Annotated in this window: 24 protein-coding genes and 1 pseudogene; 14 read left to right on the top strand and 11 right to left on the bottom strand. The window is 72.6% G+C overall.

The features are described 5' to 3' along the window. Positions 1-57: 57 nt before the first annotated feature. Together QSK20_RS08615 and QSK20_RS08610 are read right to left on the bottom strand one after the other, a co-directional pair. The gene (locus QSK20_RS08615) at positions 58-861 is read right to left on the bottom strand and encodes an SGNH/GDSL hydrolase family protein (RefSeq protein WP_145834076.1); all 804 of its coding nucleotides are present in this window, start codon (positions 859-861) and stop codon (positions 58-60) included. A 155-nt stretch (positions 862-1,016) separates the two neighbouring features. After that, positions 1,017-2,063: pseudogene (locus QSK20_RS08610) on the bottom strand (SGNH/GDSL hydrolase family protein); the annotation flags it as partial. A gap of 191 nt (positions 2,064-2,254) precedes the next feature. Between QSK20_RS08610 and QSK20_RS08605 the strand changes: the two are divergent. The 4 genes from QSK20_RS08605 (at position 2,255) to QSK20_RS08590 (ending at position 4,880) form a co-directional block, all read left to right on the top strand. Then, complete coding sequence (locus QSK20_RS08605) at positions 2,255-2,611, top strand: YkvA family protein (RefSeq protein ID WP_088980620.1); 357 nt, start codon at positions 2,255-2,257, stop codon at positions 2,609-2,611. Positions 2,612-2,685: 74 nt separating this feature from the next. Beyond that, on the top strand, positions 2,686-4,056 hold the full coding sequence (locus tag QSK20_RS08600; protein ID WP_285788037.1) for a cystathionine beta-synthase: 1,371 nt from the start codon (positions 2,686-2,688) through the stop codon (positions 4,054-4,056). A gap of 198 nt (positions 4,057-4,254) precedes the next feature. Then, positions 4,255-4,509 (top strand): type II toxin-antitoxin system Phd/YefM family antitoxin, encoded by a 255-nt coding sequence (locus QSK20_RS08595; RefSeq protein ID WP_132405220.1) that lies wholly within the window; start codon positions 4,255-4,257, stop codon positions 4,507-4,509. Next, entirely contained in the window at positions 4,506-4,880 is a 375-nt protein-coding gene (locus QSK20_RS08590) for a type II toxin-antitoxin system VapC family toxin (RefSeq protein ID WP_285788036.1), read from the top strand. The genes QSK20_RS08595 and QSK20_RS08590 overlap by 4 nt, the downstream gene beginning before the upstream one ends. A 68-nt stretch (positions 4,881-4,948) precedes the next feature. On the opposite strand, the gene QSK20_RS08585 is transcribed toward QSK20_RS08590, so the two are convergent. From QSK20_RS08585 to msrA, 6 genes are all read right to left on the bottom strand, one after another. Beyond that, complete coding sequence (locus QSK20_RS08585; protein WP_285788035.1) at positions 4,949-5,467, bottom strand: GNAT family N-acetyltransferase; 519 nt, start codon at positions 5,465-5,467, stop codon at positions 4,949-4,951. Then, positions 5,464-6,396, bottom strand: a complete 933-nt coding sequence (locus tag QSK20_RS08580) for a ribonuclease Z (protein ID WP_285788034.1) — start codon at positions 6,394-6,396, stop codon at positions 5,464-5,466. The genes QSK20_RS08585 and QSK20_RS08580 overlap by 4 nt, the downstream gene beginning before the upstream one ends. A 318-nt stretch (positions 6,397-6,714) precedes the next feature. Next, the gene (locus QSK20_RS08575; protein ID WP_285788033.1) at positions 6,715-7,920 is read right to left on the bottom strand and encodes an osmoprotectant NAGGN system M42 family peptidase; all 1,206 of its coding nucleotides are present in this window, start codon (positions 7,918-7,920) and stop codon (positions 6,715-6,717) included. Then, entirely contained in the window at positions 7,917-9,797 is a 1,881-nt protein-coding gene (ngg, locus tag QSK20_RS08570; RefSeq protein ID WP_285788032.1) for an N-acetylglutaminylglutamine synthetase, read from the bottom strand. Before ngg ends, QSK20_RS08575 begins: the two co-directional genes overlap by 4 nt. A 2-nt stretch (positions 9,798-9,799) precedes the next feature. Continuing rightward, on the bottom strand, positions 9,800-11,584 hold the full coding sequence (locus QSK20_RS08565; RefSeq protein ID WP_285788031.1) for an N-acetylglutaminylglutamine amidotransferase: 1,785 nt from the start codon (positions 11,582-11,584) through the stop codon (positions 9,800-9,802). Positions 11,585-11,893: 309 nt separating this feature from the next. Beyond that, entirely contained in the window at positions 11,894-12,556 is a 663-nt protein-coding gene (msrA, locus tag QSK20_RS08560) for a peptide-methionine (S)-S-oxide reductase MsrA (RefSeq protein WP_285788030.1), read from the bottom strand. A gap of 113 nt (positions 12,557-12,669) precedes the next feature. Here msrA and QSK20_RS08555 point away from each other — a divergent pair, with 113 nt between their 5' ends. After that, complete coding sequence (locus QSK20_RS08555) at positions 12,670-13,218, top strand: GNAT family N-acetyltransferase (RefSeq protein ID WP_285788029.1); 549 nt, start codon at positions 12,670-12,672, stop codon at positions 13,216-13,218. Here QSK20_RS08555 and QSK20_RS08550 read toward each other — a convergent pair. Continuing rightward, positions 13,167-13,598 carry an HIT family protein gene (locus tag QSK20_RS08550; protein WP_285788028.1) on the bottom strand — a complete coding sequence of 144 codons (432 nt, stop codon included), beginning with the start codon at positions 13,596-13,598 and terminating at the stop codon, positions 13,167-13,169. The two genes, QSK20_RS08555 and QSK20_RS08550, sit on opposite strands and share 52 nt — an antisense overlap. A gap of 108 nt (positions 13,599-13,706) precedes the next feature. On the opposite strand from QSK20_RS08550, the gene QSK20_RS08545 reads away from it, so the two are divergent. From QSK20_RS08545 to ilvA, 5 genes are read left to right on the top strand one after another with little or no spacing between them, the layout of a single operon-like run. Further along, positions 13,707-14,171 carry a hypothetical protein gene (locus QSK20_RS08545; RefSeq protein ID WP_285788027.1) on the top strand — a complete coding sequence of 155 codons (465 nt, stop codon included), beginning with the start codon at positions 13,707-13,709 and terminating at the stop codon, positions 14,169-14,171. A 3-nt stretch (positions 14,172-14,174) separates the two neighbouring features. Next, positions 14,175-14,528: a hypothetical protein gene (locus QSK20_RS08540; protein WP_285788026.1), complete on the top strand. Its 354-nt coding sequence runs from the start codon at positions 14,175-14,177 to the stop codon at positions 14,526-14,528. 56 nt (positions 14,529-14,584) lie between these two features. Further along, positions 14,585-15,727 carry a cystathionine gamma-synthase gene (locus QSK20_RS08535; RefSeq protein WP_285788025.1) on the top strand — a complete coding sequence of 381 codons (1,143 nt, stop codon included), beginning with the start codon at positions 14,585-14,587 and terminating at the stop codon, positions 15,725-15,727. Positions 15,728-15,743: 16 nt separating this feature from the next. Next, complete coding sequence (locus QSK20_RS08530; RefSeq protein WP_285788024.1) at positions 15,744-17,153, top strand: amidase; 1,410 nt, start codon at positions 15,744-15,746, stop codon at positions 17,151-17,153. A gap of 58 nt (positions 17,154-17,211) precedes the next feature. Next, complete coding sequence (ilvA, locus tag QSK20_RS08525) at positions 17,212-18,432, top strand: threonine ammonia-lyase (RefSeq protein WP_285788023.1); 1,221 nt, start codon at positions 17,212-17,214, stop codon at positions 18,430-18,432. 89 nt (positions 18,433-18,521) lie between these two features. On the opposite strand, the gene greA is transcribed toward ilvA, so the two are convergent. Both greA and QSK20_RS08515 read right to left on the bottom strand, forming a co-directional pair. Beyond that, entirely contained in the window at positions 18,522-19,022 is a 501-nt protein-coding gene (gene greA, locus QSK20_RS08520) for a transcription elongation factor GreA (RefSeq protein ID WP_285788022.1), read from the bottom strand. 131 nt (positions 19,023-19,153) lie between these two features. Then, complete coding sequence (locus tag QSK20_RS08515; protein ID WP_285788021.1) at positions 19,154-19,588, bottom strand: DUF4307 domain-containing protein; 435 nt, start codon at positions 19,586-19,588, stop codon at positions 19,154-19,156. Positions 19,589-19,792: 204 nt separating this feature from the next. Here QSK20_RS08515 and mca point away from each other — a divergent pair, with 204 nt between their 5' ends. The 4 genes from mca (at position 19,793) to QSK20_RS08495 (ending at position 24,641) form a co-directional block, all read left to right on the top strand. Continuing rightward, positions 19,793-20,674, top strand: coding sequence for a mycothiol conjugate amidase Mca (gene mca / locus QSK20_RS08510; RefSeq protein WP_285788020.1), 882 nt, complete (start codon positions 19,793-19,795; stop codon positions 20,672-20,674). 48 nt (positions 20,675-20,722) lie between these two features. Continuing rightward, positions 20,723-20,968 (top strand): hypothetical protein, encoded by a 246-nt coding sequence (locus tag QSK20_RS08505; protein ID WP_285788019.1) that lies wholly within the window; start codon positions 20,723-20,725, stop codon positions 20,966-20,968. Between the two features lie 228 nt (positions 20,969-21,196). Then, a complete protein-coding gene (locus QSK20_RS08500) occupies positions 21,197-23,728 on the top strand; it encodes a putative bifunctional diguanylate cyclase/phosphodiesterase (protein WP_285788018.1) in 2,532 nt (843 codons plus the stop codon). Between the two features lie 247 nt (positions 23,729-23,975). Then, positions 23,976-24,641 carry a hypothetical protein gene (locus QSK20_RS08495; protein WP_285788017.1) on the top strand — a complete coding sequence of 222 codons (666 nt, stop codon included), beginning with the start codon at positions 23,976-23,978 and terminating at the stop codon, positions 24,639-24,641. Positions 24,642-24,660: the final 19 nt, after the last annotated feature.

The following is a 24,660-nucleotide window of genomic DNA, read 5'->3' as shown; positions in this document are numbered from 1 at the left end:
ACCCGTCGGTAACTTGTGGTGGAAGTGGCCCGAGGTGACGGCGACCGTCCCGCGCGCTCAGCGGGACGAGGCGACGGCTGCGGCGGCGGCCACCGCCGGCAGCAGCGCGTGGGCCCAGACCCGGTAGCCGTCGGCGGAGGGGTGGTATCCGTCGTGGCAGAGCGTCCCGGCATCGGCCCGGAAGACCGCTCCGGTCTCGGTGGCGAGATCCACCACCGTGCCCCCGGCCTCCAGCACCGCCACGGTCTGCGCCCGCGCGGTGCGCCGCCCGGACCAGCCGATCACCTGGCGCAGCGGCGGGGCGACGGCCCGGACCGCGCCGAGGTCGGGGCAGGTGCCGACCACGACCTCCACCCCGGCGTCGCACAGCCGGCGGACCGCGCCACCGAGGTACGCCGCCGCGTCGGACGGCCGCCGCAGGGTCGTCGCGTCGTTCGCTCCGATCAGGATCACCGCCACGTCCGGACGGCCTCCGAGCAGGGCCCGGGCCACCTGGGTGGCCAGGTCGGTGGAACGGGACCCGGAGACCCCGACGCTGGACAGGTGCACCCGTCGGCCGTTCGGTCCCTCGGCGAGCAGGTGGGCCAACTGGCCGCCGACCGTCTCGCCGAACTGCTGCACGCCGACCCCGAGGGCGGCCGAGTCGCCGAGCAGGACCAGCCGCAGCGGCGGTGCGTCCGTCCGCCCGACCGTAGCCCGCAGGGCGAGGCCGAGTTCCGGTTCGGCGTACCGGCGGGTGCGGGCGACGAAGGCCTCACCGGCGAGGACGGCCGCGCCGCCGACTGTGCCGGCGAGCAGGGAAAGGGCCGCGACCCGGCCCATGCGGGCGGCCAGTTCGGTGCGGGTGTTCCGCTCGCTCATGCTCGTCCCTCCACTGCTGTCTGCGTGCCCCCGGCCGGTCGGACCACGCCGCCGGTCGCCGGCCTCCCCGCCGGTCGGAGCACGTCGCCGGTCTCCGCCGGCCCTGCCGGTCGGAGCACGTCGCCGCTCTCCGGTCCGCCCGGCGCGGGGCCCGCGTCGGCGGCGCGGTGCGGCACCGGCTCGCCCGCGTGCGCGGGAAGCGCGCCGACCGCGACGAAGGCCCGCCGCCGCAGTTGCGCCCAGCGCCCGGCCGGGCCCCGGTCGCGACCGCTGACCTGGGTGCCGCTGACCTCGGTGCCCGGGTGCCGGGCGGCCTCCTGCGCCGCCTGTGGCAGCGACCGTACGCCCTCGCCCCGGGTCAGCGCGGGCCGGCGCTCCGGACCCGCGCCGAGCGCCGAGAGGACCGTCGGCAGCAGTACGGACGCGGCCACCGCGTACCCCTCGGCGGACGGGTGGAACCGGTCCCAGGCGAACATCCGACCCGGCTCCGCCGCGAACCGGGGGCCGAGCAGGTCGCCGAGGGAGACCGTCCAGCCGCCAGCCTCGACCACCGCCACCGTCTGGGCGGCGGCGAGCTGCCGACCCCAGCGGCGGGCCAGCCAGCGCAGCGGCGGCTGGATCGGCTGGATCGCCCCCAGGTCGGGACAGGTGCCGACGACCACCTCCGCCCCGGCCGCGCGCAGGTCGCGGACCGCGTCGGTGAGGTAACGGACGGCCACGGCCGGTGGGGTGCGGTTGGTCACGTCGTTGCCGCCGACCAGGATGACCGCGAGGTCCGGCTGCTGCTCCAGGGCGGCCTCGACCTGATGGCGCAGCCCCGCCGAGAGGCTGCCGACGACCGCGAACCGGTGCAGCCGTACCGGCCGGTGCAGCCGGCGGGACAGGCCGGTGGCGAGCAGCGCGCCGAGGGTCTCCCGACGCCGGTGCACGCCGTAACCGGCGGCGGAGGAGTCGCCGAGGATCACCATGGTGAGAGGGCGGCCGGGAAGCTTGGGACCGTAGACGCCGTCGCAGCGGGGTGGGGGCGCCTCGGCCATCGGGATCGTCCGGCGGGCCTGCTTGGCCTGGCCGAGGAGGACACCGGTCGTGGTGGCGAAGGCCGCCACCGTGGCACCCGCGCCGATCGCCGTGTAGCGGACGACCTGCCGGGCGATCCGCCAGCGCGCACGCGTCGGCACGACGGTTCCGGTCACCTCCTCCATGAGCCGACAGTACCGCGCGGGAGCGACACGTCGCTGTCCCCACGATGGCGCTCCGGTGCCTGGCCGCGGGACATTCTGGGTACGTCATCCATCGACCGCCGCCCGTCCGGGACGACCGTCCGGAACGGGCGGCGGCACCGGCGGTGGTTGCGCCGGCCCGGCACGCTGGTCGAGGAGAGAGGGGCACTGACATGGCGAGGACGTTGAAGCGGAGTGCGGCGTTCGCCGCGTTGGCCCGGGCGCTGATGGCCGGGGCACGTGGCGGGCCGTCCCTGGGCGCCCGGGTGGCGGCGCTGCCCCGGATGATCAAGGCCACCGCCCGCGGCGAGTACGACGGCGGCCTCCGGCTGGCCCTGATGACCGCGGCGGCGGCGTACGTCGTCTCCCCGGTCGACCTCGTGCCGGAGATGTTCCTGGCCGTCCTCGGCCTGGTCGACGACGCGGTCATGGTTACCTGGCTGGCCGGGAGCGTGCTGGCCGAGACGGAGCGGTTCCTGGAGTGGGAGGCGCGCCGCGCGTCCGTGATCCCTGGGAGTGTCCTGTCCTGACGCCACGTACCCTGGGCGTCGACCAACCGTCGCCCGGCGCCGCTGCCGGCACCGGAGGAGAAGGGCACAACGAGGTGCAGTACTACGACAACGTCGTCGAGCTGATCGGCAACACCCCGCTGGTGAGGCTCCGCAACGTCACCGCCGGGATCCAGGCCACCGTGTTGGCGAAGGTGGAGTACCTCAACCCTGGCGGCTCGGTGAAGGACCGGATCGCGCTGCGGATGGTGGAGGACGCCGAGGCCGCCGGGATCCTGAAGCCGGGCGGCACCATCGTCGAGCCCACCAGCGGCAACACCGGCGTCGGACTGGCCCTCGTCGCGCAGCTCAAGGGCTACAAGTGCGTCTTCGTCTGCCCCGACAAGGTCAGCCAGGACAAGCAGGACGTGCTGCGGGCGTACGGGGCCGAGGTGGTGGTCTGCCCGACGGCGGTCGCCCCGGAGGACCCCCGCTCCTACTACAACGTCTCCGACCGGTTGGCCCGGGAGATCCCCGGCGCGTGGAAGCCCAACCAGTACAGCAACCCGGCCAACCCGCGTTCGCACTACGAGACCACCGGCCCGGAGCTGTGGGAGCAGACCGGCGGCGGGCTGACCCACTTCGTCGCCGGCGTGGGCACCGGCGGCACCATCTCCGGCATCGGGCGCTACCTCAAGGAGGCGTCCGACGGTCGGGTGAAGGTGATCGGCGCGGACCCGGAGGGCTCGGTCTACTCCGGCGGCACCGGCCGGCCGTACCTGGTCGAGGGGGTCGGCGAGGACTTCTGGCCGGAGACGTACGACAAGTCCGTGGCCGACCAGATCATCGAGGTGTCCGACAAGGCCTCCTTCGAGATGACCCGGCGGCTGGCCCGGGAAGAGGGGCTGCTCGTGGGCGGCTCCTGCGGCATGGCCGTGGTGGCCGCCCTGGAGGTGGCCCGCGCCGCCGGTCCGGACGACGTGGTCGTGGTGCTCCTGCCGGACAGCGGCAAGGGCTACCTGTCCAAGATCTTCAACGACACCTGGATGGCCCGGTACGGCTTCCTGACGGCCGGCGGTGACGAGCCGACCGTGGCCGACGCGCTCGCCGCCAAGCCGGGCGGCCTGCCCGAGCTGGTGCACGTGCACCCCACCGAGACGGTCCGGGACGCGATCGACTACATGCGCGAGTACGGCGTCTCGCAGCTGCCGGTGCTCAAGGCCGAGCCGCCGGTGGTGACCGGTGAGGTGGCCGGCTCGATCGCCGAGCGGGACCTGCTCGACGCCCTCTTCACCGGCCAGGCCCACCTGCACGACACCATCGAGCGGCACATGGGCGAGCCGCTGCCGATGGTCGGCGGTGGGCAGCCGGTCAGCGAGGCGGTGACGCTGCTGGAGAAGTCCGACGCGGCGCTGGTGCTGATCGACGGCAAGCCCAAGGGCGTGCTCACCCGGCAGGACCTGCTGGCCCACCTCGGCGGCCGCTGAGGGTGGTGACCGGCCCGTCCCGCGACGGGCCGGTCACCACCCAGTTCAGGCCGCCGCGTCTCCCAACCCGCAACTGATCCTGCCCAGCTCACGTGCATCGAGGCGGTACCCGGCGGCCGGCTGGATCGGTCCCCTACGGATTCGTGACGCCATCGGACCGGGCGGGCTAAGCTGTTAGCTAACTGAGGAGGTCGCGTCATGTCGGCTGAGGCCGTGCACTACAACATGCATGATGCCAAGACCCACCTGTCGCGCATCATCGAACGGGTGGAACGCGGCGAGGAGATCATCATCGATCGGGCAGGCACTCCGGTGGCGAAGGTCGTGCCCCTGGTGCGGCGGGCCAACCGCACCGCAGTCGGATCTCTCGCCGGTCAGTTGGATCTCTCCGGCGACTGGGACTCACCCCAGACCAACGCCGAGATCGCCGCTGACTTCGGCATCGGCGCATGACCCTGCTGCTGGACACACACGTCGCGCTGTGGGCAATCACGGGCGATGCGACTCTCGGCGACGAGTTCCTCGATCGGCTACGCCACGATCCGGACATCTTCCTCTCCCCGGTCAGCCTCTGGGAGATCACCATCAAGCAGAGCGTGGGAAAGCTCGCCGGCCCTCCTGACCTGGCCGAACGGGTGCGGGACATGGGCTTTCGGGAACTCCCGGTGACCCATGCCCACGCCATCGCCGCCGGCCGCCTGCCACCGCACCACCGCGATCCCTTCGACCGCATGCTGGTGGCACAGTCGAACGTCGAGAGGATGACACTGGCCTCCCGTGACGCGTCGATGGCGCTGTACGACGTGGATGTCCTGAAGGTGTGAGGGGCGGCTCCCACAGCCGCTGAACCGGCGCACCGGACACGCGGATCACAGCGCGGGCGCGTGGGAATTCAGAGAGGGTGGGCGTACCGGAGCTGACGGGTGACGACCGAGCCGAAGTGCTCGTCGCGTTCCCGGCCCTCCGGAGCCCAGCCACCGCGCTCGTAGAAGCGGCGGGCGTGCGTGTTGTCCCGCAGCACCCAGAGCACCGCGCGGTCGTTCCCCCACGAGCGCAGGGTGTGCAGCGCATCGACCATCAACTCCCGGCCGGTGCCGCGGCCCTGTTCGGCCGGGTCGAGGTGGATCGCGCAGAGCAGGCCGGTGCGCGGGTCGACCCGACCGTCCACGCCGTCCGGGCCGACGTAGGTGAAACCGACCAGCCGACCGTTCCGCTCGGCGACGGTCATCAGGTGGTCGTCCCGTTCGTACGACCAGCGCTCGACCCAGTACCGCCCCATCCCCGCCGGCGTCGGCGTGGCCAGCGCCTCCGGGGGCAGGAACGACGAGTAGGCGGCGACCCGGGAACGCTGGTGCAGGTCGCCGACTGCCATCAGGTCGTCGGCGACGGCGTGGCGGAGAGTGAGGGTCACCCGGGCGAGGGTACCCGCCGGGGCGGCACCGCGACCGTGCCCAGGTCCTCGGCGACCACCAGGTCACCGGTGAAGTGTTCACGGGCCTCGGCGGCGAACCGGGCCGGGTCGGCGTACCGCTGGGAGAAGTGGGTGAGCACGAGCCGGCGTACCCCGGACTCGGCCGCGACCCGGGCGGCCTGGGCGGCGGTGAGGTGCCCGACCTCGGCGGCGAGCGCGGCCTCCGAGTTGAGGAAGGTGGACTCGATCACCAGCAGGTCGGCGTGCTCGGCCAGGGCGTAGACCGCGTCGCAGAGCCCGGTGTCCATCACGAAGGCGAACCGTTGCCCCGGCCGGGGCTCGCTCACCTCGTCCCGGCGTACGCGGCGTCCGTCGACGTCCAGGTGACCGACGCGGAGCAGCTCCCCGACCGCCGGGCCGGCGATGCCGTACGCGGCCAGCCGCTCCGGGAGCATCCGGCAGCCGTCCGGTTCGACCAGCTGGTAGCCGTACGTCTCGATCGGGTGGCGGAGCCGGCGGGCGGTCAGGGTGTGGCCGCCGCGCAGGGCGGTCCGCTGCCCGTCCGCGTCGACCGGCTCGGGACGCAGCTCGGCGGCCTCGTGGAAGCTGGTGGCGTGCCGCAGCCGGGCGAAGTACTCCGCGCCGCCGGCCGGGAAGTGCACCGCCACCGGGTGCGGCACCCGGTCCAGGGAGAGGCGCTGGATGATGCCGGGCAGCCCGAGACTGTGGTCGCCGTGGAAGTGGGTGACGCAGATCCGGGTCAGGTCGGTGGCGGTGACCGTGGTGTGCAGGAGCTGCCGTTGGCTCCCCTCGCCCGGGTCGAAGAGGATCACCTCGTCGTCCCAGCGCAGCACGTACCCGTTGTGGTTGCGCTGCCGGGTCGGCGTCTGACTGGCGGTGCCGAGCACCGTCAGCTCGCGCATCGACACGGCGTACGCCCTCCGTACATGGGTCGACCCCCGGGGCTTCCGCGCTGACGCGCGGACCGGCTGGACTGGGCCGGCACCCCGGGGGTCGGGTGGCTGTTCTGGATTCGCCGCACCGCTGCCACACGGTCTCGACGATCTTTCTGTGTCCGCCCCGGAGGGCGGACGGTCGACTGTCAAGGACAGCGGCTAGCGGACAGCCACCTCACGAGTCCGATAACTACTCAAAGCTTCGGATCACCTCCCTTCCCGTGTACCGCCACGCTATCCACTTCCCGACTGTGGCGGCAACGGTTTTACGTCACCCGCTGGGGAGGCAGGTCAGGACGGGTCGGCAGCATGGTCGGCGATGCCGATCGGCCCCTCGCGCGGCCCCTCCTCGGACGCCGGCTGCACCGCCAGCGACGGGAAGTCGGCCAGGTCGCCCTCGGGCTCGGCGTCCCACTCGGGGAAGACCAGGTCGCTCTGGAGGTAGAGGCAGAGCAGTTGGGTCAGGTGGCGCAGGCCGTCCAGGTGGGTGCGCTCGTGGCCGTGGGTGGCGTCCACCCCGAAGCCGAGCAGCGCCACCCGGGCGTGCGCGCCGGCCTCGACCGCCGCCGCCACGTCCGAGCGGTAGTAGTCGAAGACGTCCCGGACCAGGTCGACGTCGTGCTCGGCGGCGATCGAGGCGAGGTTGCGGGTCAGGTGGTAGTCGAACGGGCCCACCCCGTCCCCCATCGCCAGGGTCGCCGCAGTCTCCCGGGACTGCTGGCCCGGGGCGACCACCGCCGCGTCCACCGAGACGATCTCGGCGACGTCCGGGTCGAGGCCGTGGCTGGCCCCGTGCCCGATCTCCTCGGTGACGGTGACCAGCAGGTGCGCGGTGACCCGGGGTTGGACGCCCGCGTCGACGATCGCCTTGAACGCGGTCAGCACCGCCGCCACCCCGGCCTTGTCGTCCAGGTGACGGGACTTGACGAAGCCGCTCGGGGTGATCGTCGGATTGGGCAGGAACGCCACGAAGTCGCCCGCGTCGATGCCGAGCGCACGCAGCCCGGCCTCGTCCTCCACCGGCTCGTCGACCCGGACCTCCACCTGCTCCCAGCCGACCCCCTGAAGGTCCACCGCCTCGTTGTAGCGGTGGCCGCTCGCCTTCAGCGGCAGCACCTGACCGGTGATCACCCGGTCCAGGTCGTCGGTGAAGATCCGCACGTGCGCCCCCTCGGCGAAGCGGGCGCTGTGCGTGCCGATCGACTTCAGCTCCAGCCGGCCGTTCTCCTTCAGCCGCTTCACCATCCCGCCGATCGTGTCGGTGTGCACCACGATCGCCCGGTCCGCCCCGGTGGCGCGGGGGCCGGGCAGGCAGGCGCTCAGCGCGCCCCGCCGGGTCAGCGTGGAGGAGATGCCGAGGGCGGAGAGCCGCTCGCCCACGTACTGCTGCACGTGGTCGGTACGCCCCGACGGGCTGGGGATCTCCAGGAGTTCCAGCAGCACCTGCCGCAGGTAGTCCAGGTCGAGCGGGAGCGGGACGGGACGACGTTCGGTCATGCCGTCGAGGATGCCGTACCCGCCGGGGACCAGAGCCGGTGCGGTGCCCGGGTGCCCGGGAACAGCAGGTCGACGAAGCGCTCGGCGGTCGGCTGGGGCTCGTGGTTGGCCAGGCCGGGCCGCTCGTTCGCCTCGATGAAGACGTGCTCCGGCCGGTCGGGTGCCCCGACCAGCAGGTCCAGCCCGGTGACCGGGATGTCCAGCGCCCGGCTGGCCGCCACGCACGCCTCGGCGATCTCCGGGTGCAGTTCCCCGGTGACGTCGTGGATGGTGCCGCCGGTGTGCAGGTTGGCGGTCCGCCGGACGGCGAGCACGGTGCCCTCGGGGAGGACGTCGTGCATGCCGTACCCGGCCTCGGCGACCACCTCGCGGGTCATCTCGTCGATCGGGATGCGGGACTCGCCGCCGGTGGCGGCGGCCCGGCGGCGGCTCTGCCGTTCGATCAGCTCGGTGACGTCGTGCACCCCGTCGCCGGTGATCGAGGCGGGCCGCCGGACGGCCGCCGCGACCACCTCGTGGTCGATGACGACCACCCGCAGGTCCTCACCGGCGCACAGTTCCTCGATCAGCACGTCCGGGCAGTACCGCCGGGCCAGCTCGACCGCGGTCCGCAGGGACTCCGGGGTCCGTACCCCGACCGTGATGCCGTTGCCCTGCTCGCCCCGGGCCGGCTTGACCACCACCGCGCCGATCTCGGCCAGGAACGCCTCGTCGGCGTCGTCGCCGGTGGCCGTCCGGCCGCGCGGCACGGTGAGCCCCGCCTCGGCGAGGATCCGCCGGGTCACCCGCTTGTCGTCGCAGCGGCTCATCGCCACCGCCGAGGTCAGCTCGGAGAGCGACTCCCGGGTCAGGATGGTCCGCCCGCCGGTGGTCAGCCGCAGCTCACCCCAGGCCGGGTCGGTGACCTCCACCCGGATGCCCCGGCGCATCGCCTCGTCGGCGATGATCCGGGCGTACGGGTTCAGCTCGTCGTAGCCGGCGGGCAGAGCGGGCAGGAACAGCCGCTCGTTGATCGGGTTCTTCCGCTTCACACAGAGCGTGGCGGTGCGGTAGAAGCCCAGCCGCTCGTAGAGCCGGATCGCTCCGACGTTCTCCGCCAACACGGACAGGTCGACGAAGGCCCGACCCCGGTCGGTGAGCCGGGCGGCCAGCTCGGTCAGGAGCGCCTGCCCGGTGCCGGGCGGGGCGTGGTTGAAGTCCACGGTCAGGCACCACAGGCTCGCGCCCTCGTCCGGGTCGTCGAAGACCTCGACGTGGTCCACGCCGGTGATCGTGCCGACGATCTCCCCGGTGGCCGACTCGGCGACCAGGTGCAGGAAGGACGGGGTGGCGGCGTTGGCCACCAGCACGTCCACCGGGGCGGTGACCATCCCGTTGCTGGCGTAGATCCGGTTCACCGCCTCGGCGTCCGCCGCGTCGCGGAGCTGGCGGATCCGCAGCCCCGGCAGGTCCGCGCCGGTGTCCCCGGGCGCCTCGCCGCCGATCGGCCCTGGGCCGGGGGCCGCGTCCGGGCTCAACGGCAGCCGGTACGTCAGCGACGGGTCGATGAACAGCTCGTCGTGCAGCCGGGACACCAGCACGTGCGGGTCGCGCAGGTAGATGCAGATGTCCCGGGAACCGGCGGCCTCCGAGCGGAGCACGTCGGCGACGGCCGCCGGATCGCGGAACGTCTGGCCGAAGACCAGCCGACCCCAGCCGCAGTCGAGCACCACGTCGGTCCCGCCGGCCCGGTCCGACGCCTCCGGGTCGGTCGACCGGCCGCCGGGCTCGCCGGGAGCGACCGGGTCACCGCCGGGTCCGACCCGCTCCCGTTTCCGGGCTATCCGGGCCCGCTGCCCCTCGGTCAGGGCCGTCCCGGTCGCCAGGGTGTCGGTCACGGTCAGTCGATTCCGTGGCTCTGGAGCCACATTTCCAGAAGTCCGAGCTGCCACAGCTTGTTTCCGTTCAGCGGGGTGAGTTCGGCGTTCGGGTCGGTGAGGAGAGCGTCGACGTAGTCGGTGCGGAACAGGTCGCGACGGCGGGCCTCGGGGGCGTACAGGGCGTCACGTACCCGGTCGAGGACCTTGCCCTCCAGGTGGGTGAGGCCGGGCACCGGGAAGTAGCCCTTCGGGCGGTCGATGACCTCCCAGGGCAGCACCCGGCGGCCGATCTCCTTGAGTACGCCCTTGCCGTCCTGGGCGAGCTTCAGCTCCGGCGGGCAGGCGGCGGCGAGCTCCACGAACTCGTGGTCGAGGAACGGCACCCGGGCCTCCAGGCCGTGCGCCATCGTCATGTTGTCGACCCGCTTCACCGGGTCGTCGGTGAGCATGATCTGGGTGTCGATCCGCAGGCCCGCGTCGACCGCGGTCTCCGCGCCCGCCCGGCCCAGGTGGGCGGCCACGAACTCCCGCGCCGGGTCGCCGTCGGCCAGCCGGTCCGGGTTGAGCACGCGGGCCAGTCCGGCCGCGTCCCGGTCGAAGAAGGCCTTCGCGTACGTGTCCACGGCGTGCGCCCGGTCGACGCCGGCCAGCGGCGGGTACCAGTGGTAGCCGCCGAGGATCTCGTCCGCGCCCTGCCCGGACTGGACCACCTTGACGTGCCGCGCGACCGTCTCGCTGAGCAGGTAGAACGCCACACAGTCGTGGCTGACCATCGGCTCGCTCATCGCCGCGACCGCCGCCTCCAGAGGGGGCACGAGGTCACCGGTGGCGACCCGGATCTGGTGGTGGTCGGTGTCGAAGGTCTTCGCCACCAGGTCGGAGTAGCGGAACTCGTCGCCCTCCCGACCGCCGACCGCGTCGAAGCCGATGGAGAACGTGGCGAGACCGCGCTGACCCTGCTCGGCGAGGAGCGCCACCACCAGGCTGGAGTCCAGTCCGCCGGAGAGGAGCACCCCCACCGGAACGTCGGCGACCATGCGCCGCTTGACGGCGGTGGTGAGCGACTCCCGCAGGGCGTCCTGCCAGTCCCGCTCGGACCAGTCGGCCCGGTCCGGGTGGCGGGTGAACGCCGGGTCCCAGTAGAGCCGCTCGGTGACCCGGCCGTCCGGCTCGTACACCCGGACGGTGGCCGGGGGCAGTTTGGCCACGCCGCGCAGGATGGTCCGGGGCGGCGGCACGATGCTGTGGAAACTGAGGTAGTGCGCGAGCGCGACCGGGTCGATCGTGGTGTCGATCCCGCCGCCGGCCAGCAGGGCGGGCAGGGTGCTGGCGAACCGCACCCGGTCGGGGGTCTCGGCCAGGTAGAGCGGCTTGATGCCGAGCCGGTCGCGGGCCAGCACCAGACGGCCGGTGGCCCGCTCGGTGATCGCCACGGCGAACATGCCGACCAGGTGGTCGACGAAGGCGTCACCCCACTCGGCGTACGCCTTGAGCACCACCTCGGTGTCGCCGGAGGAGAAGAAGACATGCCCCTTCGCCTGGAGTTCGGCACGCAGCTCGCGGTAGTTGTAGATGCAGCCGTTGAAGACGCCGGTGAGCCCGGCGGCCGAGTCGACCAGCGGCTGTCCGCTCGCGGCGGAGAGGTCGATGATCTTCAGGCGCCGGTGGCCCAGGGCGACCGGCCCCTGCGACCAGACGCCGCTGTCGTCGGGGCCCCGGTCGTGCATGGTCGCCGCCATCCGCTCCACCGCCGCGACGTCGGCGCGTGAACCGTCCCGACGGAGCTCCCCAGCCAGTCCGCACATGCCAACGAATGCTGCCAGAGGATGGGGCACTTCGCCTGTTGAGCTGATGGCTGGCAGGGTGGTGGCTTGCTAGAATGCGCAACCTTTGGCGGGTTGAAGTGGATCATCGGGGCTTCCGTGTCCGTCAGGCGCGGAGTGACCCTTTTGCGAGTGCGGCCCGCTGTGAGGAACCTCCCAGCATCGGATCGGAGCGTGCCTCGACGTCCGTCGCGGATCCGGCCCTGTCGGTCACGGCGGGGGACCGCTCCGCCGACGCTGTGGAGCTGCCCCGTTGGTGCGGGCAGCCCACAGCGCGGGGTCCGGCGGCGCTCAGCCGGCCGTACGGGCCACGCCGACCGGGCAGCTCATGCCGTTCGGACCGTGGTTGCAGTAGCCGTTCGGGTTCTTGGTCGGGGCGAGGTACTGCTGGTGGTAGTCCTCGGCGAAGTAGTACTCGCCGAGCGGGGCGATCTCGGTGGTGATCTCGGCCCGGCGGGCCTGGGCCACGATCGGGGCGAAGGCGTCCCGCGACGACGTCGCGGCAGCGGCCTGCTCGTCGCTGGTGGTGTAGATGGTCGACCGGTACTGGGTGCCGACGTCGTTGCCCTGGCGCATGCCCTGGGTCGGGTCGTGGTTCTCCCAGAAGACCTTGAGCAGGTCCTCGTAGGCGATGGTCGACGGGTCGTAGACCACCTCGACCACCTCGGCGTGCCCGGTCCGCCCGGAACAGACCTCCTCGTACGTCGGGTTCGGGGTGTAGCCGCCCGCGTAGCCGACAGAGGTGGTGACCACGCCGGGGAGACCCCAGAACAGGCGCTCCGCGCCCCAGAAGCAGCCCATCCCGAAGACGGCCACCTGCGCGCCCTGCGGGAACGGGCCCTTCAGCGGGGTGCCGAGCACCTCGTGGCGGTCGCTGACCGGCATCGCGATCGGTCGGCCGGGCAGGGCCTGGTCGGGCGTGATCATTTCGGCCTTCATGCGGCGCAGGAACACGATGACTCCTCTCGTATCTGTCTATCCTGCAACGCCGGCGGGCTCCCCGTCCTTACCCGTCCGCCCGATGATCAGGCACCCGCGCGGGCCGATTGCTGCCAGGATCTCCTGCCATGGACATCAGGGAGCTGACGCCGGGCGGGGACGAGGCGGTGGCGCGGGCGCTGCTGCGGATCCAGCGGGCCGCGTACGCGGTGGAGGCGACGCTGATCGGCGACGACCGCATCCCCACGCTCCACGAGAGCCTCGACGACCTGCAGAGGGCGCCGCTGCGCTGGCTCGGGGCCGTCGTCGCCGGCGGTGGGTCGGTCGCCGGCCCGACGGAGGCGGCTTCCAGTCGAGCGCCCGAGCCCGCCGACCGGCTGGTCGGCGCGGTGGCGTGGACCGAGGAGGCCACCACGCTCGACATCGACCGGCTCGTCGTCGACCCGGTGGCCCACCGACGGGGGATCGGCCGGGCGCTTGTCGACGCGGTGCTGACGCGGGCCGGCGACCGTACGGTGGTCGTCGCCACCGGCCGGGCCAATCGGCCGGCGCGGGCGCTCTACGAGTCGTTCGGCTTCGCCGCGCTCGGCGACGCCGAGCCCGTCCCCGGCCTCTGGATCACCCGCTACGCCCGTCCGGGGGCGGACGGGAGGGCGGCGGCCACCCGCTCGGCGTAGGAGCGCGCCTCGGCGTCGTCGGCGTAGCGCGTCCGGGGCCAGAAGAAGCCGCGCAGCCCGTCCCCCTTCGTCCGGGGCACCACGTGGGTGTGCAGGTGCGGCACCGACTGGGAGACCCGGTTGTTCATCGCCACGAAGGTGCCGCCCGCGTCCAGCCCGGCCTCGACCGCCACGGCGACCCGGCGGACCAGCCCGAAGTAGCCGGCGAGCGACTCCGGCGGCAGGTCGGCCAGGGTGACCAGGTGGGTCCGGGGCACCACCAGCACGTGCCCCTTGAACACCGGTCGGGTGTCCAGGAACGCCACCCCGTCCGCCTCGTCGGTCACCCGGAACGAGGGCGTCCCGCCCGCCACGATCCCGCAGAACACACACGCCGCCACCGGCCCAAGGCTAGTTCGGCGTACGGGTGTCCCCGCTGACGAGGGGCGGAGTGATCGGGTCGGTCGAGTGGACTTGCCGTCAACTCTGAAAAAGTTCAGAATTGGCATGTGGCGACAACCAGGGAAGTGCAGTGGAGCGAGCTGCAGCGGGATCCAAAGAGTGTGGCGGCCCTGGCGGACAGCGGTGACGTCCGCGTTCGGCGTCGGGACGGTGCCGCGCTGCTGCTGACCCGCGAGGATCGGGTGTTGGCTGCTGGCGAGGGCGCGGTGGCGGCGACGCGGGCACTGCGGAACGCCCTGGCCCACCTGCCGGCCGACGTGGCGGTCGACGTCCTCGCGGAGGAGTTCCCGTGGCTTCGGCTGCTTCCCGACGGGGATCTCCCGCAGTTCGTCTCCGACTTCACGACGGCGGCGAGGATTTCGGCTGACCTGGGCGAATGGTCCGTCCTCGCGCAGACCCTTCGCGAATGGAAGGCGACCGCTGCCGTCTACGCGGACCCTGCGCTCGTTCGTGAGCTCACCGAGCCGCTTCTCGACGACCATGGTCCGGTTCCCGGGCCGACGGAAGCGTGAGCGATGCCGGCCAAGCGAGGGGACCGGGTCGCTCCACCCGGGCGGCCCGGCGGTTGGGAGGCCCGATTCGCCTCGTCGGAGGCGGCCAAAGGGTGGGAGCAGCTCTGCCAGACGGCTCGGTCGAACACATGGGAGGCGTGGGTCGTCCTCACCGAGCGACCCGTCACGCCGGAGAATCCCGCCCGGCAGCACCGGCTCCGGGGCGCGCTCGCCTACCGGGAGGTGGGTGGCAAGGTCCTGCTCCAGTGGCAGTACGAGGTGACCGCTGGCGGTCGGGTCTGGTACTGCCCCGACCCTGACAAGCGCATCGTCTGGATCGTGTCGGCGGGACCGGGGCATCCGAAGCAGACGGAGTAGACCGCCCTGGTCGGGTCGTCCCGGGCGGTCACGGTGGAGGGACTAGCGTCTGGGGAATGAGTCACGGCTTCGAGACGCTCGCGATCCACGCCGGCCAGGACCCGGAGGCCCGCACCGGCGCGGTGATCCCACCGATCTACCAGACCAGCACCTACGCCCAGGACGCCGTCGGCGCGCCCCGGCTGGGTTACGAGTACAGCCGGTCCGGCAACCCGACCCGCGACGCCCTCCAGGAGTGCCTCGCCGCCCTCGAGGGCGGTCCGGTCGGGCTCGCCTTCGCCAGCGGCCTGGCCGCCGAGGACACCCTGCTGCGCACCGTCTGCAAGCCGGGTGACCACGTGGTCATCCCGGACGACGCGTACGGCGGCACGTACCGGCTCTTCGCGAAGGTCGCCGAGCGCTGGGGGCTGACGTACACCCCGGCGAAGGTCTCCGACCCGGACGCCGTGCGGGCGGCGATCCGCCCCGGCAGCACCCGGATCGTCTGGGTGGAGACGCCGACCAACCCGCTGCTCGGCATCGCCGACATCGCCGCCCTGGCCGGAGTCGCGCACGACGCCGGGGCGCTGCTGGTGGTCGACAACACCTTCGCCTCGCCGTACCTCCAGCAGCCGATCGCGCACGGCGCGGACGTGGTGGTGCACTCCACCACCAAGTACGTCGGCGGCCACTCCGACGTGGTCGGTGGCGCCCTCGTCGTCGCCGACCGCGAACTCGGCGAGCAGCTGCGCTACCACCAGAACGCGATGGGCGCGATCAACGGCCCGTTCGACGCCTGGCTGACCCTGCGCGGCATCAAGACCCTCGGCGTCCGGATGGACCGGCACTGCGACAACGCCGAGCGGATCGCCGCCTACCTGGACGGGCACGCCAGGGTGGCCGAGGTCATCTACCCCGGCCTGCCGTCGCACCCGGGCCACGAGGTGGCCGCCAAGCAGATGCGCCGGTTCGGCGGGATGATCTCCTTCCGGGCGACCGGCGGCGAGGAGCACGCGGTCGAGATCTGCAACCGGGCCAAGCTGTTCGTGCTCGCCGAGTCCCTCGGTGGGGTGGAGTCCCTGATCGAGCACCCGGGCCGGATGACACACGCAAGTGCCGCCGGCTCGCCGCTTGAAGTTCCCGGCGATCTCGTGCGACTGTCTGTCGGCATCGAGACGGTCGACGACCTGCTCGCCGATCTGGAGCAGGCGCTGGGCTGACCGCTGGCTGGGGAGGGTGGCCGTGCAGGACATCATGCCGACCTGGGTCGGGGCGACCGCGAAGCAGATCGCCCGGGGCGTACGCCGGGGGGACGTCTCGGCGACCCAGGTGGTGGCCGACCACCTCGACCACGTCGCCCGCGCCGACGCCGACCTCGCCGCGTTCCGCACGGTACGCGGCGGGGAGGCGATCACCGAGGCGGAGAAGGTCGACGAGCAGGAGGACCTGGCCAACCTCCCGCTGGCCGGGGTGCCGGTCGCGGTGAAGGAGAACACACCGGTGGCCGGCCTGCCCACCTGGCGCGGCTCGGCCGCCGTGCGTACCCCGGTGGCCGAGGGCGACCACGAGGTGGTCCGTCGGCTGCGCGGCGCGGGCGCGGTCATCCTCGGTGTCACCCGGATGCCGGAACTCGGGTTGTGGGCGGTGACCGACGACGAGACGGCGGTCACCCGCAACCCGTGGGACCCGGGCCGCACCCCGGGCGGATCGTCCGGGGGCGCCGCTGCGGCGGTGGCCGCCGGACTGGTGCCGATCGCGCACGCCAACGACGGCCTCGGCTCGATCCGCATTCCGGCGGCCTGCTGCGGCCTGGTCGGGCTCAAGCCCGGTCGGGGCGTGGTGCCCTGGCAGCTCGGCGAGGAGGGCTGGTTCGGCCTGGCCGAGCACGGCATGCTGACCACCACGGTCGCGGACGCGGCGGTGGGTTTCCAGGTGCTCGCCGGACGCCCCCAGGAGAAGCTGGTGCCGCCGCAGCGGCTGCGGGTGGGGGTGTCGCTCCGCTCGCCGGTGCGCGGCATCGCCGCCGACGCGCCCAACCGGGACGCGGTGGCCGCCGCCGGTCGGCTGCTCGCCGCAGCCGGGCACGACACCGTGCCGGCCGACCCGGTGTACCCGACCGCGCTCGGTCTCAAGGGCATCGCGACCTGGTTCGCCGCCGCCTCCGCCGACGTCCGGGCCGGCGGGGTGGAGCGTCGGCACCTCCAGCGGCGCAGCCGGCGGCACGTCGCCCTGGGGGAGTGGGCGCAGCGCCGGGGCTACGTCCGCCAGGCCGACCGGGACGCCTGGCGCGAGCGGTCGATCGGCTTCTTCGCCGACCACTCGGTCGACCTGCTGCTCACCCCGGCGCTGGCCAGCGCGCCACCGGCCGCACAGAGCTGGTCGGGCCGGTCCTGGCGGTCGAACATGAGCACCAGCATCCGGTACGCCCCGTTCGCCGCGCCGTGGAACATCGCCGGACTGCCGGCGCTGGTGGTGCCGGTGGGCCGGCGTCCCGACGGGCTGCCGGTGGCGGTGCAACTGGTCGGCCCGCCCGGGTCGGAGCTGCTGCTGCTCGGCGTGGCGGGCCAGTTCGAGATGCAGGCCCCCTGGGCGCGGCACGCCCCCGGGTACCCGCGCGTCGGAACGGGGTCACCGGCGAACGCCTGACCGGTCGGGCGGGTACGTCCGAGATGACCCCGCCCGGGGCGGGTGGCACCATCAGGGCATGACGGAGCTGGTCGGCCTCGCCGACGTCCAGGCAGCGCGGGACCTGTTGGCCGGGATCACCCGGGCCACCCCGCTGGAGCCCTCCCGCCCGCTCACCGCCGCGCTGGGCGGGCCGATCTGGCTCAAGTGCGAGCACCTGCAACGCGCCGGGTCGTACAAGGTGCGCGGCGCGTACGTGCGGATCGCCCGGCTCAGCGCGGCGGAGCGGGCCCGGGGCGTGGTCGCGGCCAGCGCCGGCAACCACGCGCAGGGCGTGGCCCTCGCCGCCGGCCTGCTCGGCACCACCGCCACCGTCTTCATGCCGGTGAACGCGCCACTGCCCAAGGTCGCGGCCACCAAGGGGTACGGCGCGCAGGTGCAGCTCGTCGGCGCGACCGTGGACGAGTCCCTGGTGGCGGCGCAGACCTTCGCCGAACGGACCGGGGCGGTCTTCATCCACCCCTTCGACCACCCGGACGTGATCGCCGGGCAGGGCACGGTGGCGCTGGAGATCCTGGAGCAGTGCCCGGAGGTGCGGACCATCGTCACCGGCGTCGGTGGGGGCGGCCTGGTCTCCGGGATCGCCGTGGTGGTCCGGGCGCTCCGCCCGGACGTGCGGGTGGTCGGGGTGCAGGCCGCCGAGGCGGCGGCCTTCCCACCCTCGCTCGCGGCCGGTGAGCCGGTACGCCTGCCGGCGTACAGCACCATCGCCGACGGCATCGCGGTCGGCCGTCCCGGTGACCTCACCTTCACCCACGTGCACAAGCTCGTCGACGAGGTGGTCACGGTGGCCGAGGAGGACATCTCCCGGGCACTGCTGATGCTGCTGGAACGGAACAAGCAGGTGGTGGAGCCGGCCGGCGCGGTCGGGGTGGCGGCGCTGCTCGCCGGTGCCGTCGAGGTGGGGTCACCGACGGTGGCGGTGCTCTCCGGGGGGAACATCGACCCGCTGCTGATGCTGCGGGTGATCGAGCACGGCCTCGCCGCCGCCGGCCGCTTCCTCCGGATCACCGTCCGGTGCGTGGACCGCCCCGGGCAGCTCGCGTCCCTGCTGACCGAGATCGCCGAGCACCGGGCCAACGTGGTGGACGTGGTGCACCAGCGGGTCCACCCGCACCTGCGCCTCGGTGAGGTGGAGGTGGCGCTCTCGGTGGAGACCCGGGGATCCGAGCACTCCGACATGCTGATCAGCGCGCTTCGCGCCAGCGGCTACCAGGTCTTCGCCGCCCCGGAGGCGTGACGCCCGTCCGGAGACGGAGACCGCCGGGGGCGACTGGCCGCACGGGCCGTCCGCCCCCGGCGAACGAGGTGGGAAGGAGCCGGACCGGCTCAGCCGGTGAAGGGCGCGAAGGAGACGACGGTCACCTTGATGTCGGCGCCGCTGGGCGCGGTGTAGGTGACGGCCTGTCCGGCGCGCGCGCCCAGGATGGCCTGCCCGAGGGCGGACTCCGGGCTGTAGACGGTCAGGTCGGTGGTGGACGCGATCTCCCGGGAGCCGAGCAGGAAGGTCTCGCTGTCGTCGGCGTCGTCGTCGAAGTAGATCGTGACGACCATGCCGGGGGTCACCACGTCGGCGCTGGGCGCCTCACCGACCTGGGCGGTGCGCAGGAACTCCTGGAGGTAGCGGATGCGCCCCTCCTGCTTGCCCTGCTCCTCGCGGGCGGCATGGTAGCCACCGTTCTCCCGCAGGTCGCCCTCCTCGCGCCGGGCGTTGATCTCGGCAGCCATCGCCGGGCGGTTGGCGATCAGCTCGTCGAGTTCGGCCTTCAGGCGGTCGTACGCGTCCTGGGACAGCCAGGTGGCGGGCGCCTCGTTGCCAGTGGTGGACACAGGCGTTCTCCTCGATTGTGCGTGGCTGGCTGACGGGTGAACTACCAAGTTACCAGTGCCACACCCGGCTCCGGGACGACGAATACCGCCGGTGACCGTCCAATGCCTCTGCGTGGAGGCGTTTTCGCAGCTCAGGCCGGCGGTCGGCAGCGCACGACCTCGCCGATGAACGGCTCGGTGGAGGTGGCCAGCCGGTGCCGGGTGGTGATGCTCCGCTCGTCGCCCGGGGCGGTCACCGTCACCTCCTCGCGGGACACCTCCGCGCCGGCGACGTCGCGGGCCCGTAGCAGGCACACCGCCGACCCGCCGGGCGGTACGGTGACCTGGAACTCCACCACCACCTGCGTGTCGGTGATGTCGGTGTAGGTGATCACCTGGGCGTCGTAGGTCGGGTCGCCGTACTGCTGGTAGAGGCGGAACGTGACCAGTCCGGAGAAGGCGAGCACGACGGCCAGCAGCGCTCCGGTCAGCCACGGGCGACGCCGGCCGGGATCCCGGCGCCGGCCGTACCGGCCGGGTGGGAATACCGGTGCACCCGGTGTAGTTGTGGCGTGCGTCTCGGTCACCGGCGGGCATCTCCTGGCGTCGTCGTCACAGGCTTCGGGAAGAATGGGCCTGGTCCATTCTCTCAGCCCGTCCACGCTGCGATGTCGGCAGGTCAGCGCCCATACTGACAGGTCGGCAGCCGGCTCGCCGGGGCTGGTGAAGATAACGGCAGCTCACCCGCCCGACCCGTGGGGGCCGGCCGGGCACAGACGAGGAGTGCGGCTTTGGCAGAGCAACTGCGTCTCATGGCCGTCCACGCCCATCCCGACGACGAGTCGAGCAAGGGCGCCGCGACCACGGCCAAGTACGTCGCCGAGGGGGTGGACGTACTGATCGTGACGTGTACCGGCGGGGAACGCGGCAGCGTGTTGAACCCCAAGCTGGACCGGCCGGAGGTCTGGAACAACATCGGCGAGATCCGGCGGGCCGAGATGGACGCCGCCCGGGCCATCCTCGGTGTCGAGCAGGCCTGGCTCGGTTTCGTCGACTCGGGGCTGCCCGAGGGCGATCCGCTGCCGCCGTTGCCGGAGGGGTGCTTCGCCCTCCAGGACGTCGAGGTGGCGGCCGGCGCGCTGGTCCGGCTGATGCGCGAGTTCAAGCCGCACGTGGTGACCACGTACGACGAGGACGGCGGGTATCCGCACCCCGACCACATCATGTGCCACAAGATCAGCGTCGCGGCCTTCGAGGCGGCCGGTGACCCGGAGCGCTACCCGGACCTCGGCGACCCGTGGCAGCCGTTGAAGCTCTACTACGACATGGGCTTCTCCAAGAGCAAGGTCACCGCCCTGCACGAGGCGATGGTCTCCGCTGGCCTGGAGTCCCCGTACGCGCAGTGGCTGGAGCGTTGGGAGGACCGGGAGGACAAGGGTCCCCGGGTCACCACCCGGGTGGAGTGCGGGGAGTACTTCCCGGTCCGCGACGACGCGCTGCGCGCCCACGCCACCCAGGTCGACCCGGACGGCTTCTGGTTCCACGTGCCGATGGAGCTGCAACGGCGTGCCTGGCCGACCGAGGACTTCGAGCTGGCCCGCTCGCTGGTCGACAGCCCACTGCCCGAGTCGGACCTCTTCGCCGGGGTGCGGGAGAGGGCCCATGCCTGCTGACCACCCGTGGGGCTACCCTGGTCGTAGTCCGCAGACCGGAGGAAACCCATGCTGACCGCCGCGCAGGTGCTCGCCCAGAACAACTTCGGGGACACCCGTACCGGTGGCCTCGCCGGCCCGATGGGCCTGTTCCTCATCCTGGTCCTCGGCACCGCCACCGTGCTGCTGATCCGCAACATGAACGCCCGGCTGCGCCGCCTGCCGGACCGCTTCCCGAGCCAGGGCCCGTCGGCGGACGCGATGAAGAGCGAGCGCGTAGTCGTTGATCCGACAGATCGGTCGACGTCACAGTAAAAACCCGACGAACGCTCGGTCCGGGTGTCAGCAGCGCCGTAAGTCGTTCTTCCGGGCATGATCCGGGTCGAACCAGGGCGTCACCCCCTGTTGCGGTCCCCCGGTTTGGCTTAGCCTTCCGCCGGGGGACCATCAGCCCCCGAACCGTGCGCGGAAGGGGGCGCCAGTGACCAGTACAGCACGGGCTGCCCGCCGACGGGCCGGACAGCAGCCGCCCGGAGGGACGTCGTGACCTCCGATCCGGGCCACCGGGTGCCGGACCGGCTCGGCCTCCGCGACGTCCCGATCCGGGCCCGCCTGCTCGTCGGTGGGCTCCTACTGGCCGCGCTGAGCGCCGCCGTGGTCGGGTTCGCCGTCCCCGTCCGGCTCGCCCCGGACGACCTGCTGCCCCCGTGGGCCCGGTTCGGCATCGCCGTCGCGGTGTTCGGCACCGCCCAGCTGGCCCGGCTCCGGTTCCGCGCCGTCGCCGGGATGGTCAGCATCACCTGGGGCGAAGCAGCTCTGATCGTCTCCCTGTACCTTGCCCCGGCCGGCTGGCTCCCGGCGGCCGCGCTGGTCGGCACGGCGCTCACCTGGGGGCTGCTGTCGCTGCTGGCCGACCGTCGGTCCATCGTGGACCTGGTGCGGATAGTGGCCACGGCCACCACCGCGACCGCCGCCGCCGTGCTGGTCACCACGGCCCTCGGGGAGCCGTTCCTCGCCCCGCCCACCCCGGCCCTCGCCCTCGCCCTGCTCGCCGGTGCGGCCACCTACCTGCTGACCGGCGTCGTGCTCAGCATGCTCGCCATCACGCTCCGGCATGGCGCCACGGTCGCGCCGCCGCTGCTCGCGGCGCTCCGGGGCAAGCTGCTGATGTTCGTCGGCAACGTCGCGGTCGGACTGCTGGTCATCGCGCTGATCCGCCTCGACCCGCGCTGGTTGCTGCTTCTGCCGCCGCCGTGCTGGCTGCTCCAGCAGACCTACCGGCACCGGCTGCGCGCCGAAGAGGAACGCCGCACCTGGCGGACGTTCGCCGAGACCACCGGGACGCTCAACCAGCTCGACGAGCGGGGCGTGGCCACCGCTGCGGTCACCGGTGCGCTCGCCCTCTTCCGGGCCGAGCTGGTCGACGTCCACGTCACCCGCGGCGACGGCCGGTGGCGGCGGTACCGGGGAGACGTCGGCGGCCAGGTGACCGAGCGCGAGTGCGATCCGCCGGAGCCCGCCCCGGCCACCGGACACGCGCTGGCCCGCACCCTCGCCGTCGGTACTACGCGTGTCGGCGAGTTGCGGATCCGCTTCGCCGGCTCGACCGGCCCGAGCGACTCCGAACAGGACGCCTTCACCGCCTTCGCCGATGCGTTGGCCGCCGCGCTGCACGACGCGGCGACCCACCGGGAGTTGCGCCGGGTCACCGCGCGGTCGTCGTACGACGCGGTGCACGACCCGCTCACCGGCCTGGTCAACCGGGCGGCCCTGCTCGCGCGGGGGGACGAGACGTTGCGGCAGCTCGCACACGGCCACCCGGTGGCGTTGCTGCTGCTGGACGTCAACCACTTCAAGGACGTCAACGACACGCTCGGGCACGGTGCCGGCGACGACCTGCTGCAACTGACCGCGAACCGGCTGGGTGCCCTGGTCCGCCCCGGTGACCTGCTCGGTCGGCTCGGCGGCGACGAGTTCGCGCTGCTGACGACCGCCCTGCCGGTGGTCGACCACGGCAGCGCCCCGATGGCGTCCGCGCTGCGCCGGGCCCGGGACATCGTGGAGCGTCTCGCCGCGCCGGCCGAGGTGGCCGGGGTGCGGATGTCGACCGAGGTGTCGGTCGGGGTGGTGGTGGCCGGCGCCGGCACCGCCGATCTGGCCGAGCTGCTGCGCCGGGCCGACATCGCGATGTACCAGGCGAAGAAGGGCGGCGGGAGCGTCGCCCCGTACGACAGCTCCCGGGACGAGGCCAGCACCGACCAGCTGACCCTGCTGGCCGAACTGCGGGAGGCCCTGGCCGTCGACGACCAGCTCCAACTCGCCCTGCAACCGGCGGTCGACCTGGCCACCGGCGCGCCGACCGGGGTGGAGGCGCTGGTCCGCTGGCTGCACCCGCGCCGGGGTCTGCTCACTCCCGCCGACTTCATCGGCCCGGTCGAACACAGCGAACAGCTCGGCGCCTTCACCCGGTACGTGCTGGACAAGGCCCTGGCCATCGCCGCCGGTTGGGCCCGGGACGGGCTGGACGTGCCGATCTCGGTGAACATCTCGGCGCGCAGCCTGCTCGACCCCCGCCTGCCGGCCGAGATCGCCGAGGCGCTGCGCCGGCACGACGTCCCGCCGCGCCGGCTCGTGCTGGAGATCACCGAGACGGTGGTGATGAGCGAGCTGGAGGTCGTCGACGAGGTCCTCGGCGCGCTCCGCGCGATGGGCGTGCAGATCGCCGTGGACGACTTCGGCACCGGCTTCTCCTCGCTGACCTTCCTGACCCGGGTGCCGGTGGACGAGGTGAAGGTCGACCGTTCCTTCGTGATCCGGATGGCCGACTCGCCGGAGGCGGCGGCGATCGTCCGGAGCACCGTCGGGCTCGCCCACGAGCTGGGGCTGCGGGTCGTCGCCGAGGGGGTGGAGACCGCCGAGCAGCGGATCGCCCTGGCCGAGCTGGGCTGCACCGCCGCCCAGGGCTACCACTTCTTCAAGCCGATGTCCGCCGACAAGATCTCCACGGTGCTCGGTTCGCTGCTGGACCAGGCCACCGCGAACGTCTTCCCGCTCCGCGCCGACGGAGCCTCCTGAGGCCCGAGCCTTAACAGATTCGTTTGCAAGTCAGTGCACTTGCGTGCGAGTGGTGAAGTGTCTACAGTGACGTGTGCCGAGATCGCCCGCGGGCACGCGAATAGCCCGTGGAGGTCGGGTCTGTGTGTCTGCGGAGAAAGCAATGCCCCGGGCGGCATGCTGAGCAGAGGCGGACCCGGGGCTTACCGAGCCACCGTATCACGGATGCCCAGCCCTGCCATCCCCTGCGTTCTGGAGTGAGTGACGCATGTCCGAAGAACTTCGTGGTGACGTGTCCGGCCCGGGTCTGCCTGGTTGGATCCGCAAGTTCTTCTCCGATGCGCGGCTTGAACCCTATCTGCGTGCCGCCAAGGGCGACGCCGTCCTGGCCGAGCGGCTCTACTGGTGGGACGACCAGATCTCGCAGGCATTCCATCACCCCCTCAAGAGCGTGGAACTGGCTGTACGTAACGCCCTGCACGAGCGGCTGCGTCTGCGATACGGACGGGCGGACTGGTGGGCCGCCGCGCCCCTCAGGGAGAACAGCGTCCGGCTGGTGGAGGACGCTCGGCAGTCCTATCGGCTCCGGGCGCGTCGCGCGCCGGGCGCCGACGACATCGTTGCGCAACTGTCCTTCGGCTTCTGGGTGGCGTTGATCAGTACCTCGTACGATCGCCACCTGTGGGTGCCGACCCTTCACCGCGCGTTCCCCCATTACCGCGGCCGCCGGGGTGACCTGCACCAGAGCCTGAACACCGTGAGGTTGCTGCGGAACCGGATCGGACACCACGAGCCGATCCACTATCGTGATCTTGTTGCCGATCATGCCAGGATCTACCGGCTGCTCGACTACCTGGACCCCGAACTGTCCGCAGGCGTGCGGGTGCGGGACGAGGTGCCGATGGTGCTCGCTCGACGTCCGGTCCTGTCGTGACGACCGGTGCTGGCTGAAG

It is taken from the genome of Micromonospora sp. NBRC 101691 (assembly GCF_030269285.1).
In the GTDB taxonomy this organism is placed as follows: domain Bacteria; phylum Actinomycetota; class Actinomycetes; order Mycobacteriales; family Micromonosporaceae; genus Micromonospora; species Micromonospora echinospora.
The sequence above is the reverse complement of the archived record's forward strand: the minus strand, read 5'-3'. Positions and strand labels throughout refer to the sequence as shown.

What these genes read in the sequence shown, in the direction of transcription:
- QSK20_RS08505 (WP_285788019.1), top strand. Translation starts at nt 20,723, where the DNA reads ATGCTGACCGCCGCGCAGGTGCTCGCCCAGAACAACTTCGGGGACACC.
- ilvA (WP_285788023.1), top strand. Translation starts at nt 17,212, where the DNA reads ATGACGGAGCTGGTCGGCCTCGCCGACGTCCAGGCAGCGCGGGACCTG.
- QSK20_RS08595 (WP_132405220.1), top strand. Translation starts at nt 4,255, where the DNA reads ATGTCGGCTGAGGCCGTGCACTACAACATGCATGATGCCAAGACCCAC.
- QSK20_RS08575 (WP_285788033.1), bottom strand. Translation starts at nt 7,920, where the DNA reads ATGACCGAACGTCGTCCCGTCCCGCTCCCGCTCGACCTGGACTACCTG.
- QSK20_RS08590 (WP_285788036.1), top strand. Translation starts at nt 4,506, where the DNA reads ATGACCCTGCTGCTGGACACACACGTCGCGCTGTGGGCAATCACGGGC.
- QSK20_RS08605 (WP_088980620.1), top strand. Translation starts at nt 2,255, where the DNA reads ATGGCGAGGACGTTGAAGCGGAGTGCGGCGTTCGCCGCGTTGGCCCGG.
- QSK20_RS08495 (WP_285788017.1), top strand. Translation starts at nt 23,976, where the DNA reads ATGTCCGAAGAACTTCGTGGTGACGTGTCCGGCCCGGGTCTGCCTGGT.
- QSK20_RS08555 (WP_285788029.1), top strand. Translation starts at nt 12,670, where the DNA reads ATGGACATCAGGGAGCTGACGCCGGGCGGGGACGAGGCGGTGGCGCGG.
- QSK20_RS08615 (WP_145834076.1), bottom strand. Translation starts at nt 861, where the DNA reads ATGAGCGAGCGGAACACCCGCACCGAACTGGCCGCCCGCATGGGCCGG.
- QSK20_RS08565 (WP_285788031.1), bottom strand. Translation starts at nt 11,584, where the DNA reads ATGTGCGGACTGGCTGGGGAGCTCCGTCGGGACGGTTCACGCGCCGAC.
- QSK20_RS08535 (WP_285788025.1), top strand. Translation starts at nt 14,585, where the DNA reads ATGAGTCACGGCTTCGAGACGCTCGCGATCCACGCCGGCCAGGACCCG.
- QSK20_RS08540 (WP_285788026.1), top strand. Translation starts at nt 14,175, where the DNA reads ATGCCGGCCAAGCGAGGGGACCGGGTCGCTCCACCCGGGCGGCCCGGC.